Here is a 15,844-nt window from a genome sequence, read left to right as displayed (position 1 = left end):
GGGCGGGGCGGTGCGCCGCGTCGGCGGCGGATCTGCGCGCCGGGCTCCGTCGGGAATAACCTGAGGAAGGGTGCAACCGGGACGAAACGGGCCTCCCGATGCATTCCCTTCACCGAGGGGGACGTAAAGAGGGAGGCGAACAGCCATGCCCTGGAATCTGAGCGGCACGTATCTGGAGAGCTGCAACTGCGACGTGGTGTGCCCCTGCACCACCTCGGGCCTCACCGCACCGGCCGACCACGAGCGCTGCCAGGTGACCTTCGCGTTCCACGTGGACAGCGGGAACGTGGACGGCGTGAACGTCTCCGACCGCAACGTCGCCGTCTTCGTCGACGCGCCCCGGGTGATGGCCGAAGGCGACTGGCAGGTGGCGCTGTACCTGGACGCCTCGGCCGACGACGACCAGGCGGAGGCGCTGGGCAGGGTCTTCTCCGGTCAGGCCGGCGGGCCGATGGCGGCGCTCGCTCCGCTCATCGGCGACGTCCTCGGCGTGGAGCGCGTCCGCATCGACTACCGCGACGACGGCCGCCGTCACACCGCACGGGCGGGCGACGCCATCGACATCGAGATCGAGGACCAGGTCGCCCCGCAGTTCGGCGAGGACGGTCCGGTCATGGGCCTGACCGGCATGTTCCACCCGGTGAACAGCACGCTGGCCATCGCCAGGTCCACCCGGGCGACGGGCGCGGGCGTGTACGGCCGGTCCTGGGACTTCTCCGGCGGCAACGGACACTCGGCGCCCTTCACGTGGTCCGCGTGACCGGTCGGCCGGTCGCCCTCCGCCGCGGGACGGGCCCCGCCGGGCTGCTGCTGGTCGCGGCGGCGGCCGCCTGGGTCTGGATGGTGACGCACTGGGGCGGCACCCGGGCGATGCCGGGCACGATGGGCCTGGGCCTGCCCGCGTTCCTGGCCGTGTGGACGCTGATGACGGCCGCGATGATGCTGCCCGCCACGGCGTCCGTCGCGGCGCTGTACGCCCGCACCATCACCGTGCGCAGGGTGCCGCACATGGTCGTTTTCACGGTCGCCTACCTGCTGGTCTGGGCCGCGGCCGGGCTGCCCGCGTACGGGCTGGCCGCCGGCCTGGGCCGGGTGGCGGGCCTGCCTGCCGCGACGGGGACCGCGGTGGCCGCGGCCGTCTTCGCGGTCAGCGGCGTCTACCAGCTCACGCCCCTCAAAGACCGGTGCCTGGCCAGGTGCCGCTCGCCGATCGGGGTCACGCTGCGCTACGCCTCGTACCCGAGGCCCACGCGTGATCTGCGGGCCGGAGCCCACCACGGGGGCTTCTGCCTGGGCTGCTGCTGGTCGCTGATGGTGCTGCTGGCGGCGTTCGGTGTGATGAACTTGTGGGCCATGCTGGTCCTGACCACCGTGATCACCGCCGAGAAGCTGGCGCCGGCCGGCCGCCTGGTGGCCCGTGCCGTGGGAATCGCCTCGATCGCCCTGGCCGGCGCCGTCTTCTGGGTCCCGGCCCTGGCTCCGGGCCTCACCGGCGGCGCCGCGCCCGGGATGTGAGCGCGGTGGCCCGGCCGGCGCGCGGCCCGGATTCGCCGCGGCGAGCGGGTACGACGTCGCCCGTGCCCCGGCGACGAACGTCTCGACGCCCTCGGCGGGCACGGCGACCCGGCCGCATATGCCGACGGCGGTCCGGGCGCCGTCCTGGGGAGTGTTCAGCGAATTCGTGGTGGTTGTTCGTCCTTCGTGCCCGGTCAGGCGGTGTACTGGTGGGCGGGGTAGGTGAGATAGCCCGCGTCGCCGCCCTGGTAGTACGTGGCCGGGTCGGCGGGCGCGATGGGCAGGCCGGTACGGAGCCGTTCCACCAGGTCGGGGTTGGCGATGAAGGCGCGGCCGAAGCTGATCAGATCCGCGCCGAGGCCGAGCCAGTGGTCGGCTGCGGCCCGGTCGGCGTGCTTCGGGCCCATCGGGAGCACCGGGTTCATGACCAGGCTGCCCGGCCAGGCGCGGCGCAGCCCGACCAGCACTTCTTCCTCGGCGGTCGCCTCCAGGTGCACGTAGGCGAGGTCGAAGCGGGCGAGTTCGGCGAGCAGGGCCGCGTACAGCTCGGGTATGTCGGTCTCCTCGACGCCCCAGAAGGTGCCGCCGGGAGACAGCCTGATCGCGGTGCGGGCGGCGCCCACGGCATCCACCGTGGCGGCGACCGCCTCGACGGCGAAGCGGATGCGGTGGGCGATCGGGCCGCCGTAGGAGTCGGTGCGCAGGTTGGCGTTGGACGACAGGAACTGGGAGATCAGGTAGCCGTTCGCGCCGTGCAGTTCGACCCCGTCGAAGCCGGCGTCGACGGCGCGCCGGGCGGCCGCGGCATACGAGCGGACTTCCCCGGGAATCTCGGAGAGCTCCAGGGCGCGGGGAACCGGCGCGGGCCGCGGCCCGGCCGGGGTGAACACCTCGCCCACGGCGGCGACCGCCGACGGGCCGACCGGCCGCAGGCCCGTGGTCTCGGGGTGCGAGACCCGGCCGCCGTGCATGATCTGGGCGAAGACACGCCCGCCGTTGACGTGCACGGCGTCGGTCACGGGGCGCCAGGAGGCCACCTGCTCGTCGGTGTACAGGCCCGGCGTGCCGGGGTTGGACTGCCCGACCAGGCTGGGCTGCACCCCCTCGGTGACGATCAGTCCGGCGGTGGCCCGCTGGGCGTAGTAGACCGCCATGGACGGGGTGGCGAGGCCCCCGGCCGCGGCCCGGACCCGGGTCATCGGGGCCATCACAACCCGGTTGGGCAACTCCAGACCGCCGAGGCGGTAGCGGTCGAACAGCGTGGTCTTGCCGGTCTTGCCGGTCATGCCGGAACTCCTTCGTACGGGTCGAAGGCCCACGAGCGGCGGGCCCGACGGGTACGCTAGAACCTGACATCAATGTGAGGGTCAAGTCCTGGGGCGGGGACACCGCCGGGAGGGTCAGATGCGGATCGGCGAACTCGCGGCGCGGACCGGGGCCAGTGTCCGCTCGCTGCGTTACTACGAGGAGCAGGGGCTGCTCACCAGCACCCGCAGCGCCGGCGGTCAGCGGCACTTCACGGAGGCCGACACCGAGCGGGTGGACTTCATCCAGCGCCTGTACGCGGCCGGACTGTCCAGCCGCACCATCCTGGAACTGATGCCCTGCCGCGACTCGCCCAGCGACGAGACCTCCGACGCCGCGCTGGAGCGCATGGCCAAGGAGCGCGACCTGCTCTCCGCCCACATCGAGGACCTGCTGAACACCCGCGACGCGCTCGACGGCCTGATCGTCGCGGCCCGGACCCACCGCGACGCCCGCCGGACCGCGGCATGAGGAGTCCCTGACCGGTCTTCGTCTGACGTGCTCCCTGGCCTGAAGTCCAGGCAACGCCATTCCGGTGAATCGATGCGAACTGATCGGCGGATTACCCCACTCCGACCGATTCTGGCCGGCGGCCGACTCCTGTCACTGGCCAACGCCGCCCGGCGACCCGGCCTCATGTGCAAGTTCTCAGCCACTGCAATGGCATGGTGCACGTCTCCTCGACGAACCGGCGCATCGAGCGTTCGAACATGCCGACGTGGCGGGTGAGTTGGGCCATGGTGAGCGGCTGCGCGAGGCGTTCCGGAGCCAAGGCGCGAGTGTCGGCCAGTGACGTGTCCCCGGCGACCGCGACGGGTGCGGACATGCAGTCGTCCTCGTCCACGTAGAGGCACGTCCCGGTCCACGTGCACGGCGGGGTATCGGCGTCCGGGTTCGTCTGTGTATTGCCGGTGTGTGGTGGCGTGCAGCCCGTCGAGCAGTCCGGCCGCGGCCGGCGCGAACGCGCTAGGCGACCTTGAACGCGGCGATCCCGATTTCCGCGGCGAGCACCGCGGTGGTGGTCTCCAGACCGCGTTCGCGCAACCAAGCGCCCTCCGGCGAGCCGAGGATGCGATCAGTCATGATGGCCCGCTCTACCTGACCGGACCTTCGTCTTCTCCTGGCTGTTCGTCGGGCATGTCCAGGATGGCTTCTCGGGTGTAGTGAGGGCTCCCCGGTGGTGGGGCTGCCCCGGGGGCCATGAGTTCGGCGAGGAGCCTGCTCAGGTCATCCGTGGACAGCGCCAAGCCGAGGGTCTGCACGATGCGCAGAGCGCAGTCCCGGATGGACTGAGCGCTCCTCCCGGGCGCCGCCGTGCTCCTGATCTCGTCACACACTCGGCTGAACTGCTCGGCGCTGATCGTTGGCCGACTTACCGGTTGCGCCATGGTGCGCTCCTCCTGGAAGAACGGGCCGTTCCACCCGCTCTTCCAGAAAGCGCTGAGCACACCCCGATGGCAACTGGAGAGAGCCGGCGCGCAGGCGATCGGCCGGAGGCGCTCAGACTTCGTCGGCCAACGCCGGGCCTTACAATCCGCCCGCTTCGGAATCGGTTCCCGACAGGGGCCGGCGATTACCCAGCCGGCCGCCCCGATCCCGTCATCAGCATCCACCGGCAGGGATGATCAACTCGTTGGGCGTCCGGCACGCCCGGCCGAAGCACCTGAACCGAAGGAGTGGACATGGCCGAGCGACAGAGCGGCACCGTCAAGTGGTTCAACGAGGAGAAGGGGTATGGCTTCATCACTCCAGAAAACGGCCCCGACCTCTTCGTACACTTCAGGGCGATCCAGGGCGGCGGCTTCAAGAGCCTCCGGGAAGGCCAGAAGGTGACCTTCGTTGCAGTGCAGGGCCAGAAGGGCATGCAGGCGGACGAGGTCATCCCGGAGGGATGAGCCCGGCGGCCTGGCGTCGTGCACGGAGCGACCTCGGCCCGGAGACGACTCGGCTCCGGGCCGACGCGCCAGTGGTCGTCTGCCGGATCCGCTCAAACCGTGCTGGCACACGCCCAGGGTTCGATGGCACAGGACATTCGTGAACGCCTGACCGCGGATCACACCTTGAATCGAACATGTGAACGAGATGCGGCCGGACCCTCCTCCCCTTCGGGCGATCCTCGGGTACCTCGAAACTCAGCGCGCCGAGGAAGAGACCGCGGTCCCCTACCTGCGGCTCCGGGTTGAGTCCGTGCGGCACGCCCGCACGGTGACCGAGAGCCGGAAGCGTGCGGAGTCCGGCCCGCCGAAGCGCCGGCCAGCAGCAGCCCGTCCGGCACGGGGGCCCGCGCCGACCCGCAGCGAGCGGGGGCCGACGGGCTTCCCACGGTGGGCCCGTCGAAGGCGGAGACCTCGCTGCGCATCATCCGCGAGGTCGGCGTGCGGCCCGGGCAGACGCTGCCGGTCAGCGGCGCGTCCGGCGGCGTCGGGTCGGCGGTGCTACAGATCGCCCGCGAGCGCGCCATCACGGTGATCGGCACGGCCGGGGCTGCGAACCAGGACTACCTGCGCGGCCTGGGCGCCCTCGCCACGACCTACGACGAGGGCTGGGGCGAACGGGTGCGGCACCTGTGCCGGGTCGACGCAGCCCTCGACCTGGCCGGCTCGGGCGTGATCCGCGGACTCGCCGAGCCGACCGGGGACCCGCGCAAAATCGTCTCCATCGCCGACCTCGGTGCGCCGCAGCTGGGCGTCCGGTTCTCCGGCGTGGCCGGGAGCGTGCCCGACGCGCTCGCCGAGGCCGTCGGCCTCATCTCCCGGGGCAGGTTCCACATCCCGGTCGAGAAGTCGTACTCGCTCCCCGAGGCAGCGGCGCCGCACACTGACAGCCGCGCCGGCCACACCCGGGGGCGCCGGGTCCGGGTCGTCCGAGCCGCCGCCCGCCCGGCGTCCCGCGCCGAACGGCCGGTCACTGGCGGGTGGTGAAGCGGCGTCGGACGAAACCGGGGCGGCTACGCCTCGCACACCAGGGCGACCGCGGTGTCCTCCGCCGAGATCCGGTTCAGGCCGTCGGCGTTTCCTATCGCCTGTCTTGCTTGTCGGCCCGGGCATGGGGCGGGGTGATCTCACGCTTCGGCGATCCATTGGGCGAGGGAGATCAGGGTGGCTTCGACGCTGTTCGCCATGTAGTCGCGGAGTGCGTCGAGGTCGCGGCGGGTGGTGCCCAGCACCGGGTCGAGGCGCAGGAGTTGCCAGGACTGCTCGACGAGGGTTCCGCGTCCCTGGGGGTGGAAGGTCCAGGTCCACTGCACGATGCCGTCTTCGGCGCCGCCGACCACGAAGGTGAAGGCGTCGCCGGGGTCGGCTCGTACGACCTGGGAGCGGGTGGTCCATTCCCTGCCGTCCTTCTGATTGCGTCCGCTGAACCAGGCGCCGACCCGAGGCCCGGTGCCCTGGTCGAACGTGACGTCGGTCGCGTTGGGGCTCCAGCGGCCGATCGCGGACACATCACTGACCAGGTCATAGACCCGGGCGGGTGTGGCATCGACCCATGCGCGTCTGGTGAAGGCGAAGCCTGATGCGTCCAGATCCTCCACGAGGTCGTGTTCATTGGTGGTGGCGCTCAAGGCGTCCTCCTGGGTGCGTACGGGGTGGTGCCGGGTCGGCGACACCCACGTCATCACCAGTCCTGCCGGGGATCCAGACCGGCTGGTGCCTATCCACAGCTGGGGCAGGCTGTGCGTTTCGAGTCGGACCATACTCGGATCCATGACCGGAAAATCGCAGCTCGGGGGCTTCCTACAGGCGCGGCGCTCCCAGCTGCGCCCCGAGGATGTCGGGGTGCCGACCTATGGGGAGCGTCGGCGTGTGCCGGGCCTTCGGCGCGAGGAGTTGGCGCTGCTGGCGGGTGTGAGCGCCTCCTACTACACCCGGCTGGAGCAGGGGCAGTCGCTGAGCGCGTCGCCCGAGGTGCTGGACGCGATCGCATCGGCTCTGCGGCTGGACGCCTCCGAGCGGCGGTACCTGCATGACCTGGCCCAGGTGGACAGGCACCGCACTCGGGGCCGGCGGCCTGCACCGGAGCGCGTGACGGAGGCTGCACGTCAGTTGCTGGACGTACTGGCTGACGTTCCCGCGATCGTGCTCGGCCGGCGCAGTGACGTGCTGGCGTGGAATCGCCTGGGCCACGCGCTGTTCGCCGGGCACCTGGACCGTGGCGCGCCGGACCTGCCGGCGCAGCGTCCCAACATGGCCGGGCTGGTGTTTCTCGACTGTCATACCCGCGACCTGTACGCGGACTGGCCGAGCAAGGCCAGGGCGGTGGTGGGGAACCTGCGCCTGGTGGCGGCCCAGTACCCGCAGGACACGGCCTTGCACGCGCTGCTGGGTGAACTGAGCGCCAAGAGCACTGAGTTCGCCTCGATGTGGGCCGACCACCGGGTCAAGGCGTGCACCGTCGCCGCCTATGAGATGCGGCACCCGCTGGTGGGCACGCTGACCGTGGTTCAGCAGACCCTGAGTCAGGGGCCGGGTCCCAACGTCGTGGTCGCCACCACGGAGGCGGGCTCGCCCTCCCGGGCCGCGCTGGCCCTGCTCGCCCAGGCCGTCACCCACAACGCCATCCCGGCCGACCCGGTACAGCTGGGGCCCCGGGCCGGCACCGGCTGACCTCGCACGACGCCACCGGGCGCTCGGCCGGAACCTGCGAGCACCCCTGTCCCACCCGGGGACGGCCGACGACCGGCCGCCGCCGCGAGCAGCCTCGGGGCCGCCCGGCCCGGGGCAAGATCCGCCTTTCCTAACCCGTGCGTCGGCGCGTTGCTGCCGCATGCCCGAAAGCCAGTGAAGGAACCATGTTCAAGAAGCTCTCCACGTCCGCTGTATCGGGGGCAGTCCTTGTCGCGGCCGCGGCCGCGGCCGCAGCGCTCAGCCCGGCGTCGGCGTCGGCCGTCTCCGCCCCGCTGAGCAGCGCGCGGATCGCCGTGCACTTTGACCTGGCCAGGGGTCAGACGCCGGAGAACGCGTCCTGGCACCGGGCGGCGCCGCGTACGTCACCTTCGCCGAGGGCCGCCAGATCGCCGAGCTCTCCCCCAAGGGCACCCTCCGGATCCTGGCCACCCTGCCCAAGCCCGCCGACGGGGGTGTCCACACCCCGGCCCTGGGCTTCCCGCTGACCGTCGGCAGCACCGCGGCGAGCCCCGCCGGGCCCCGCCCCACCGTGCTCACCAGCGCCCGCCCGGTCCCCCGAGAAACCCGCACATCAGGAGAAGACCATGAAGAACACGCACGAGCTCGAACTCGGCGCTGTCACCGTCACCCGCATCGAGGAGATGCACGGTCCGATCATGCCTCCGGACCAGTTCTTCCCCGACCTGCCCGAGCATGCCTGGCAGGATCACCGCGAGATGCTGGTGCCCGACCACCTGGGTGCCGACGACGCCATGGTCAACGTCGCGATGCAGACCTGGCTGCTGCGCAGCGAGGGCAGGATCATCCTGGTCGACACCGGCGTCGGCAACAACAAGACCCGCCCGGCCGTCGCCGGGTGGGACCACCTTCGGCTGGACTACCTCGGCAACCTCGCCCGCGCCGGTGTGCGGCCCGAGGACGTCGACCTCGTGGTCAACACCCACCTGCACGTCGACCACGTCGGCTGGAACACCCGCCTGATCGACGGTACCTGGGTGCCCACGTTTCCGAACGCCACCTATCTGATGCCCAAGGCCGACTTCGAGTTCTGGAACCCGGCGAACAACCCGGACATCGCCGGCGGCGTCAACGAGAACGTGTTCGAGGACAGCGTCGCCCCCGTGCACGCCGCAGGCCAGGTTCAGCTGTGGGAGCACAGCCACGCCGTCGACGGCAGCCTGCGCCTGGAAGCGGCCCCCGGCCACACTCCCGGATCCAGCGTCGTCAAGCTTCAGTCCGGCAGCGACCGGGCTCTGTTCGCCGGTGACTTGATGCACACCCCCCTACAGGTCATGCACCCCGACCACAGCAGCTGCTTCTGCCAGGACCCGGCCCAGGCCCGGACCACCCGCCGCACGCTGCTCGGCTGGGCCGCCGACGCAGGCGCCCTCGTCCTGCCCGCCCACTTCAGCGGCCACAGCGCCCTCGAAGTCGAGAACAAGGGCAGCGGATTCGTGATCAAGAAGTGGGCGCCGATCACCCGGTACTGACGGCGACTTCACCCCACCGCCGCTCCAGCCACCCCGGAGCGGCGGCATCCACCTGTGCAACCAACAGCGAGGAGATCCGAAATGGCACCCGCCGATCCCGCCACCGTCACGACCACCTCCGGCCCGATCCACGGCCGCCGCCACGAACACGGGACCGTCTTCCTCGATGTGCCCTACGCCGCCCCGCCCGTCGGACGCAGGCGTTTCGCCGCGCCGAGCCCGCACGAACGGTGGAGCGGGATCCGTGACGCGACGCGGCCGGGACCGACCGCACCCCAGCCCACCCGGGACTCCTTCGGCACCCTCGACATGTCGCCCTACTTCGGCCCGGGCTGGCAGCGCGGCGAGGACTACCTCACCGTGAACATCTGGGCCCCGCAGCAGGATGAAGCGACCCGGCCAGTCATGGTGTTCGTGCACGGCGGAGGATTCGTCGCGGGCTCCAGCCGTGCGCCGCTCTACGACGGAACGGCTTTCGCCCGCGACGGCGTCGTGCTGATCACCGTCAACTACCGTCTGGGCATCCCCGGTTTCCTGCACCTTCCCGATGCCCCGGACAACCGCGGAATGCTCGACGTCCTGGCCGCCCTGCACTGGATCCAGGAGAACGCCGCCCGCTTCGGCGGCGACCCCGGCAACGTCACGCTCTTCGGCCAGTCAGCCGGAGCCGTCATCGTCGGCGGCATCCTCGCCGACCCGGCCTCCTCCGGCCTGGTCCGACGGGCGATCATCCAAAGCGGCAGCGGCACCGGAGCCTTCACCCCCGACCAGGCCGGCATCGTCACCGCGACGGTCGGACGCGAGCTGGACCTCGAACCCACCGTCAAAGCCCTGGCCGGCATCCCCGACGAGCGCCTCGTCGCCGTCATGGCCGGCCTGACAGGCCTGGACTTGCGCACGTCCACCCATCACGACCCGCTCGGCGGTATCACCTCCTTCAGTCTGGTCAGCGAGCACCAGCCGGCCACCGCGGTCGCCGCCGGCCAGGGAGGCGAGGTCGACCTGTTGATCGGCGCCAATCTCGACGAGGGCAGTCTCTACCTGGCCCCGTTGGGACTCCTGGCGAGCACCACCGATGCCGATGTCCGGGACACTGCGGCAAAGTTCCACCCCGGCCCCGACGAAGTCGTCCGTGCCTACCGGGCACAGCACCCGTCCGCCTCGGCCGCCGACCTGCGCACCACCATCCTCGGTGACGGGCTGTTCAGAGCCGGCACCCGGCAGATGGCCGCCGCACACGCGAGCGCCGCGGCCGGACGGACGTACTGCTACGAGTTCGTCTGGCGCTCCGACGCGATCGACGGGCGCCTGGGCGCCAGCCATGTCATGGAGTTGCCGTTCGTCTTCGACCGCCTGTCCCTGCCATCGCTGCGCGGCCCACGAGGGCTCCTCGGCAACGCCGAACCGTCCGCCCTGCTCGCCGCCCGTATCCACCGATCGTGGATACGGTTCGCTGAGACCGGCAATCCCGGCTGGCCCGTCCACGAACCGGCCGATGGCCACGTCCAGCGCATCGGCGTCGCCTGACCGCCGACCGCGGGCAACGGCGCCGCGCACTGCGCGCCGGGGGCCGGGAGGCGGTGCTCGCGACGATACCCGAGCAGACCCGCGGGACCTGATCAGTCCCGCGCCCACTGGCCGAGGGCCCGCAGACGCCGGTGGTCCGGCGCGAGCCGCCGACAGGGCCTCACCGGCTGGAACCAAGGTGATTCCACGTGCGGCAAGGAGTCTCGAGGGTCGCGCAGCGCAGGAGTTACGGGTCTCGATGCACATCGTCCCGAAGGAGCCATCCGCCCGCCAGCAGGTGCCGAACTGAGCCTGGCTGCGGGTGCCCCGGACCCGGTTCCCGCCGAAACCTGCGCCCCCATGCCCCACATGGTGCGCGAGAGGCCGTCGGCATCGATCGGCCGCCGGTCCGAGGGCCGCCGGCCGCCGCCGGACTCGCCGACGGACGGGACCGGCCCGCGCCCGGCTGTTCGCGGGCCCGCGGGCTCGGCTCATTCGGTGTCGCCGAGCGCTGCCATGGGGGTGGCGCGGCCGGCCCGGCGGGCGGGGAGGAGTCCGGCGAGTGCCGTGACGGCCGTCAGGGTGACGAAGACCGTCAGGAGCCGGCCCGTGGGCAGCAGCAGGGGCGCCGGTGCGACGGCGAGCCGGACGGCCAGCCAGGCGTACGGGACTCCCAGGGCCAGCCCCAGGATGCCGCCGAGGGCGCCGTACAGGGCGGCTTCCACGGCGACGGTCCGGCGTAGGGAGCCCCGGCCCAGGCCCAGGGCGCGCAACAGGCCGAACTCGCGGGTGCGTTCGACCGCGGTGAGGCTGGTGGTGGTGACCACGCCCACGACGGCGATGAGGATGGTGAGGCCGACGAGCCCGAGCGCGGTGGTACCCATGAGCCGGATGTCGCCGAGGGTGACGTCCCGTAGCTCGGCCGGTACGTCCAGGGCGGCCTCGTCGGGGTCGGGGACCTGGGCGGCGACGGCGGCCTCCAGGGCCCTGCGTGCCTCGCCGCGCGCGGCGAGGCCGCCGGACGAGGCGTTGGCGAGGATGCCGGTCGGCCGGGCGGCGGCGCCCAGGCGGCCGAGGTCGGCGGGTGTCACGAAGAGTCCCGTGCCGACCGGGCCGTCACCGGCGAGGGTGGCCGCGACCGTCAGCCGGAGGCGGCCGTGGGGAGCGGGGAGGCCGACGGTGTCCCCCGCGCGCACGCCGAGGTCGTCGGCGAGTACGGCCGCCACGATCACCTCGCCCGGACGCAGGGCGTTCAGGCTCCCCGTCGCCGTGTCGATGTCGTGGGCGGTGGGCAGGGCCCGCAGGTCCAGGTCGGAGACGGTCTGCCGGGTCTGCCCGACCGTGATGTCGAGCGTGCGGTAGGCGAGGACGTCGGACAGCCGTGGGGAGGCGGCGAGCCGTTGGACCAGGGCCGGCGGGAATCCCTTGGCGTCGGTCACGCGGAAGTCCGCCGGTGCCTCCACGGCCAGCTTGCGGTCCGTGTAACCGCCCAGGCAGGCGACGGCGACGAGGGCTCCCCCGACGAGCGCCACGCCGAGGGCGACCACGACGGACACCGCCGCGGCCCGGCGCGGTGCGCCGCCGACCACGCCGACCGCCAGCCTGCCGGTGGTGCCCAGCCGGCGCAGCGGCCATCCGGCGACCGCCAGCACCGGGCGGACCAGCAGCGGGCCCAGGGTGATCAGCGCCAGGAAGGCGAGGGCGGCCGAGGCGACGGTCACCAGCAGGGAGGTGACGTCCCGTTCGTAGCCGCCCGCCCCGGGCTGCGGCAGGTCGCTGAGGAGCAGCGCCACCAGCCCCAGGGCCGTGACGGCGAGGAACAGTCCGGTGGCCAGCCGCGCGGGGTGGAGACGGTGCTCGGCGGTGACGGTGGAGGCGGCGCGCAGGGCCTGCAACGGCGGCACGTGCGACGCCGACCGTGCGGGGGCGAGCACCGCGCCGGCCGTCACCAGCACGGCGCCGGCGATCACCAGAGCGGCCTGCGCGGCGGGGAAACCGGGCGCGGCCAGGTCCTGTCCGGCGGCGCGGGCGGCCGACGGGGCCAGGTGCCCGGCTCCCCAGGCCGCCAGGACCCCGAGTGTCCCCGCGGTGGCCCCCGCCAGGGCGCCTTCGGCCACGAGCGCGGTGACGAGCTGCCGTCGCTGGGCGCCGATGGCGCGCAGCAGCGCCAGTTGCCGCAGCCGCTGCGCGAAGACGATGCGGAAGGCCGAGGTGGCGACCAGGGCGGCGGCTCCCACCGCGACGGCCAGGAACACGGCGATCAGCTGGAAGATCTCCCGGTACTGCGCGAGGGCGGCGCGGGCCTCCGCGGCCCGGATCGTGTCACCGGAGCTCACCAGGGCGTGCGGGGACGGCGTCCTCAGGACGTCCCGTACCCGCCGGGCGATCTCCTGGGTGTCGGCGCCGTTCACGGTCCGGATGTCGAGCCGTGAGTAGCCGGACAGGGCCGCGATGCGCAGGATGTTCTGGCCGGTCGCGTACCCTGCGGCGTCCCGGTCGGCGTTCGTGGCGCCGCTGACCACGCCGGTGACCGTCAGCGTGGAGCGGATGGTCTTCTCCGGGTTCCCGGGGTCGGGGAAGAGCAGGGTGATGCGGCGGCCCGGGGCCAGCCGGAGCTCTTCCGCCGCCGGGCGGTTGACGGCGATCCGGCCGGGCCCGTCGGGATAGCTCCCTTCGACGAGCCTGACCCGGGACAGCGGGCCGGTACCGGGGTCGGCGCGCAGTTGCAGATAGTTCTGGGACAGGCCGCCGGAGACCGGGGCTCCGGCGTCGGCCCGGGCCGCGACCTCGGCCACGCCGGGCAGCGCGCGGATCCGCCGCAGCGCCGCCGGGCCGATCGAGGCGTCGGTGTCGGTGACGGCCAGCGAGACCGCCGCGGGCGTGCCGCGGAAGTGGGCGCGGGCGGTGTTCTCGGTGATCTGCTGCGCCATGACGGTGGCGAAGACGACGAAGGCGGCCACCAGGACCGACGAACCGGTCGTCAGCATGCGGGCCGGGCGGCGCAGCAGCTCCGCCAGCTGGGACCCCAGGACGCTCGCGCGCCAGGTGACGGACGTCGTCATCGGGTCCTCACCACCCGGCGCAGCGCGTCGGTGACCTCGGTCCGGGTGGGGGCGTCGAGGTCGTCGACGACGCGGCCGTCGGCGAGGACGATCACGCGGTCGGCGCGGGCCGCCGCGTCCGGGTCGTGGGTCACCATGACCACGGTCTGGCCGAGGTCGCGTACGGAGTCCCGGAGGAAGCCGAGCACCTCGGTGCCCGCACGGGAGTCGAGGTTGCCGGTGGGCTCGTCGGCGAAGACCACGGCGGGACGGGCCGCCAGGGCGCGGGCCAGCGCGACCCGCTGCTGCTGTCCGCCGGACAGTTCGCCGGGGCGGTGGGCGAGGCGGTCGGTGATGCCGAGGACGGTGACGAGGCGGTCCAGCAGGGCCGGGTCGGGGCGGCGGCCGGCCATGGTGAGCGGCAGCACGATGTTCTCCAGCGCGGTCAGCTGCGGGAGCAGGTTGAACGACTGGAAGACGAAACCGACCCGGTCGCGGCGCACCCGGGTCAGTGCCCGGTCCGACAGGCGGCCGATGTCCGTGCCGTCCAGCACGACCTGGCCGGAGGTCGGGGTGTCCAGCCCCGCCAGGCAGTGCATCAGCGTCGACTTGCCCGAGCCCGACGGCCCGACGATCGCGGTGAAACGGGCGCGGGCGAGATCCGCCGTTATCCCGTTCACCGCTGTGACGTCGGACTGCCCCTGCCGGAATTTCTTCACCAGGTTCACGGCCGAGATGGTCCCCGCGGTCACGTCAGAATTCCTTTCCGATCCGGAGCCGCTCCGCTCCGCTCCGAGAACGTCATCGCGGCCGTCAGGAATTGAATGCGGGCAGGGTGAGGGTGATACCGGCGTCCGTGCAGTGGCCGTTGGCCTCCTTGGCCATCCGGGCGAGTTCCTTGCCGGTCGGCGGCTCCCCCTCGCCCTTGGCGTGCAGGACCGCCCATCCCTCGTAGTTGGAGATCTGCGCGCCGAGGTAGCCGTCCTTCATCTGCGCCCTGCGCATCGTGGCCGTGCGCTGCCCCCAGGCGTCAGCCGCCTTGGCGTCCTTGGGGAGCCGCTGCGCCTCGTCGACGATCCGCTGCGCCAGCCGGCAGTCCGCGGCGGATGCCTGGCTGGGCTTGTTGTGCTCGTGCCAGCCGTATGCGGCAGTGGCGGCCACGACGGCGGCGAGCACCACCCCGACGGCCCCGAAAACCAGGGACCTGTTCTTGCGGACAGCACCGGAAACCGCCATGACCATAACCTCCGAGTAGTTCCGCCGGCGTTTTCCGGCGAGCCGTGGAAGTAATCCTCGGAGTTCGGCGTCCCCGACACATCGGAGCACGATCGGAGTTCAGGCGGGGGCGCTTGCGACCGCAGTGGCAGCGCGGGTCTACGACCACGGTCGTAGACCCGGGGAGCGACGTTCCCGACCTGCGAGAGCACGCGGGCAGCCCGGCGGAGATCGCCGAACGGCGAGGCGGCGGGGCGGCGGGGCGGCGGGGCGATCCGGCGCTGTCGCGTCTTACTGCCGCGCGCAACCGCCTATCCTCTCGGCCTGTCGTCCTCTCGGCCTCTCAGATCCGCTCAAGGCCCCGGACCTCCACCTGGACCGCGGCCCGGACACGTCCGCCCGCCCCCGGACACCGCCCGGCCGGTGCCCCGTTCAGGGCGCACCGGGGTCAGCCGACGGGGCGGACGAGGCCCGACTCGTAGGCGAACACCACGGCTTGCGCGCGGTCGCGCAGGTGCAGCTTGGCCAGCACCTTCCCGAAGTGCGTCTTGACGGTGGCCTCGGCGACGAACAGACGCGCGGCGATCTCGGCGTTCGACAGTCCTTCGGCGACCAGTTCCAGCACCTCCCGTTCACGAGTGGTCAGCACGGCCAGCCGGTCGTCATGCCGCGGAGACGGCACCAGCTTCCCCGCGAACCGGTCCAGCAGCGCCCGCGTGACCCGCGGAGCGACGACGGACTCGCCGGCGGCCACGACACGGATGGCCGACACGACGTCCTCGGCCGGGGAGTTCTTCAGCAGGAAGCCGCTCGCCCCGGCCTGCAGCGCGGCGAAGGCGTCCTCATCGGTGTCGAAGGTGGTGAGCACGAGCACCCGGGGCGCCGTGCCCCGTTCGGCGAGCCGCCGCGTGGCCTCGATGCCGTCCATGACCGGCATGCGGATGTCCATGATCACGACATGGGCCTCGGTGCTCTCCAGCAGTCTCAGTGCCTCGGCGCCGTCCGCGGCCTCCCCTACGACCTCCATGTCGCTCTGCGCCGACAGCACCATGGTGAATCCCGCCCGGATCAGCGGCTGATCGTCCACCACAGCCACCCGAATCGGCCTGCTCATGTCCCCGCTCGGGTCCGTGTTCATGTCCGTGCT

General features: G+C 72.3%; 14 protein-coding genes and 1 pseudogene. 8 read left to right on the top strand and 7 right to left on the bottom strand.

Going from position 1 to position 15,844, the window contains the following annotated elements; all coding sequences use genetic code 11:
• The first annotated feature begins 145 nt into the window (after positions 1 to 145).
• The gene (locus tag AB0P24_RS07380; RefSeq protein WP_365791247.1) at positions 146 to 760 is read left to right on the top strand and encodes a DUF1326 domain-containing protein; all 615 of its coding nucleotides are present in this window, start codon (positions 146 to 148) and stop codon (positions 758 to 760) included.
• Positions 757 to 1,515, top strand: a complete 759-nt coding sequence (locus AB0P24_RS07375) for a DUF2182 domain-containing protein (RefSeq protein ID WP_365791246.1) — start codon at positions 757 to 759, stop codon at positions 1,513 to 1,515. Before AB0P24_RS07380 ends, AB0P24_RS07375 begins: the two co-directional genes overlap by 4 nt.
• Positions 1,516 to 1,709: 194 nt before the next feature.
• Here the strand turns inward: AB0P24_RS07375 and AB0P24_RS07370 are convergent, their stop codons facing one another.
• Positions 1,710 to 2,801 (bottom strand): alkene reductase, encoded by a 1,092-nt coding sequence (locus tag AB0P24_RS07370; RefSeq protein WP_365791245.1) that lies wholly within the window; start codon positions 2,799 to 2,801, stop codon positions 1,710 to 1,712.
• Positions 2,802 to 2,919: 118 nt separating this feature from the next.
• Between AB0P24_RS07370 and AB0P24_RS07365 the strand changes: the two genes are divergently transcribed.
• Complete coding sequence (locus tag AB0P24_RS07365; protein WP_365791244.1) at positions 2,920 to 3,291, top strand: MerR family transcriptional regulator; 372 nt, start codon at positions 2,920 to 2,922, stop codon at positions 3,289 to 3,291.
• Positions 3,292 to 3,454: 163 nt separating this feature from the next.
• Here the strand turns inward: AB0P24_RS07365 and AB0P24_RS07360 are convergent, their stop codons facing one another.
• Positions 3,455 to 3,646 (bottom strand): hypothetical protein, encoded by a 192-nt coding sequence (locus tag AB0P24_RS07360; RefSeq protein WP_365791243.1) that lies wholly within the window; start codon positions 3,644 to 3,646, stop codon positions 3,455 to 3,457.
• An 856-nt stretch (positions 3,647 to 4,502) separates the two neighbouring features.
• Here AB0P24_RS07360 and AB0P24_RS07355 point away from each other — a divergent pair.
• Both AB0P24_RS07355 and AB0P24_RS07350 read left to right on the top strand, forming a co-directional pair.
• On the top strand, positions 4,503 to 4,715 hold the full coding sequence (locus AB0P24_RS07355; protein ID WP_365791242.1) for a cold-shock protein: 213 nt from the start codon (positions 4,503 to 4,505) through the stop codon (positions 4,713 to 4,715).
• A gap of 447 nt (positions 4,716 to 5,162) precedes the next feature.
• Positions 5,163 to 5,741 (top strand): annotated as a pseudogene (locus tag AB0P24_RS07350) (zinc-binding dehydrogenase); the annotation flags it as partial.
• A 140-nt stretch (positions 5,742 to 5,881) separates the two neighbouring features.
• Here AB0P24_RS07350 and AB0P24_RS07345 read toward each other — a convergent pair.
• A complete protein-coding gene (locus tag AB0P24_RS07345) occupies positions 5,882 to 6,514 on the bottom strand; it encodes an SRPBCC family protein (protein ID WP_365791241.1) in 633 nt (210 codons plus the stop codon).
• Between the two features lie 10 nt (positions 6,515 to 6,524).
• Here AB0P24_RS07345 and AB0P24_RS07340 point away from each other — a divergent pair, with 10 nt between their 5' ends.
• From AB0P24_RS07340 to AB0P24_RS07330, 3 genes are all read left to right on the top strand, one after another.
• The gene (locus AB0P24_RS07340) at positions 6,525 to 7,424 is read left to right on the top strand and encodes a helix-turn-helix transcriptional regulator (protein ID WP_365791240.1); all 900 of its coding nucleotides are present in this window, start codon (positions 6,525 to 6,527) and stop codon (positions 7,422 to 7,424) included.
• 605 nt (positions 7,425 to 8,029) lie between these two features.
• Positions 8,030 to 8,935 carry an MBL fold metallo-hydrolase gene (locus tag AB0P24_RS07335; protein WP_365791239.1) on the top strand — a complete coding sequence of 302 codons (906 nt, stop codon included), beginning with the start codon at positions 8,030 to 8,032 and terminating at the stop codon, positions 8,933 to 8,935.
• A gap of 81 nt (positions 8,936 to 9,016) precedes the next feature.
• On the top strand, positions 9,017 to 10,462 hold the full coding sequence (locus AB0P24_RS07330) for a carboxylesterase family protein (protein WP_365791238.1): 1,446 nt from the start codon (positions 9,017 to 9,019) through the stop codon (positions 10,460 to 10,462).
• A gap of 470 nt (positions 10,463 to 10,932) precedes the next feature.
• On the opposite strand, the gene AB0P24_RS07325 is transcribed toward AB0P24_RS07330, so the two are convergent.
• The 4 genes from AB0P24_RS07325 to AB0P24_RS07310 form a co-directional block, all read right to left on the bottom strand.
• On the bottom strand, positions 10,933 to 13,503 hold the full coding sequence (locus AB0P24_RS07325; protein ID WP_365791237.1) for an FtsX-like permease family protein: 2,571 nt from the start codon (positions 13,501 to 13,503) through the stop codon (positions 10,933 to 10,935).
• A complete protein-coding gene (locus AB0P24_RS07320) occupies positions 13,500 to 14,234 on the bottom strand; it encodes an ABC transporter ATP-binding protein (RefSeq protein WP_365791236.1) in 735 nt (244 codons plus the stop codon). Before AB0P24_RS07320 ends, AB0P24_RS07325 begins: the two co-directional genes overlap by 4 nt.
• 61 nt (positions 14,235 to 14,295) lie before the next feature.
• Positions 14,296 to 14,718: a hypothetical protein gene (locus AB0P24_RS07315; protein WP_365791235.1), complete on the bottom strand. Its 423-nt coding sequence runs from the start codon at positions 14,716 to 14,718 to the stop codon at positions 14,296 to 14,298.
• Between the two features lie 427 nt (positions 14,719 to 15,145).
• Positions 15,146 to 15,835 (bottom strand): response regulator transcription factor, encoded by a 690-nt coding sequence (locus AB0P24_RS07310; protein WP_365791234.1) that lies wholly within the window; start codon positions 15,833 to 15,835, stop codon positions 15,146 to 15,148.
• Between the last annotated feature and the right edge of the window lie 9 nt (positions 15,836 to 15,844).

This window comes from Streptomyces sp. NPDC086519, from assembly GCF_040686075.1.
Lineage (GTDB): Bacteria > Actinomycetota > Actinomycetes > Streptomycetales > Streptomycetaceae > Streptomyces > Streptomyces shenzhenensis.
Note: the sequence above shows the minus strand (reverse complement) of the source record. Positions and strands in the feature narration are given on the sequence as shown.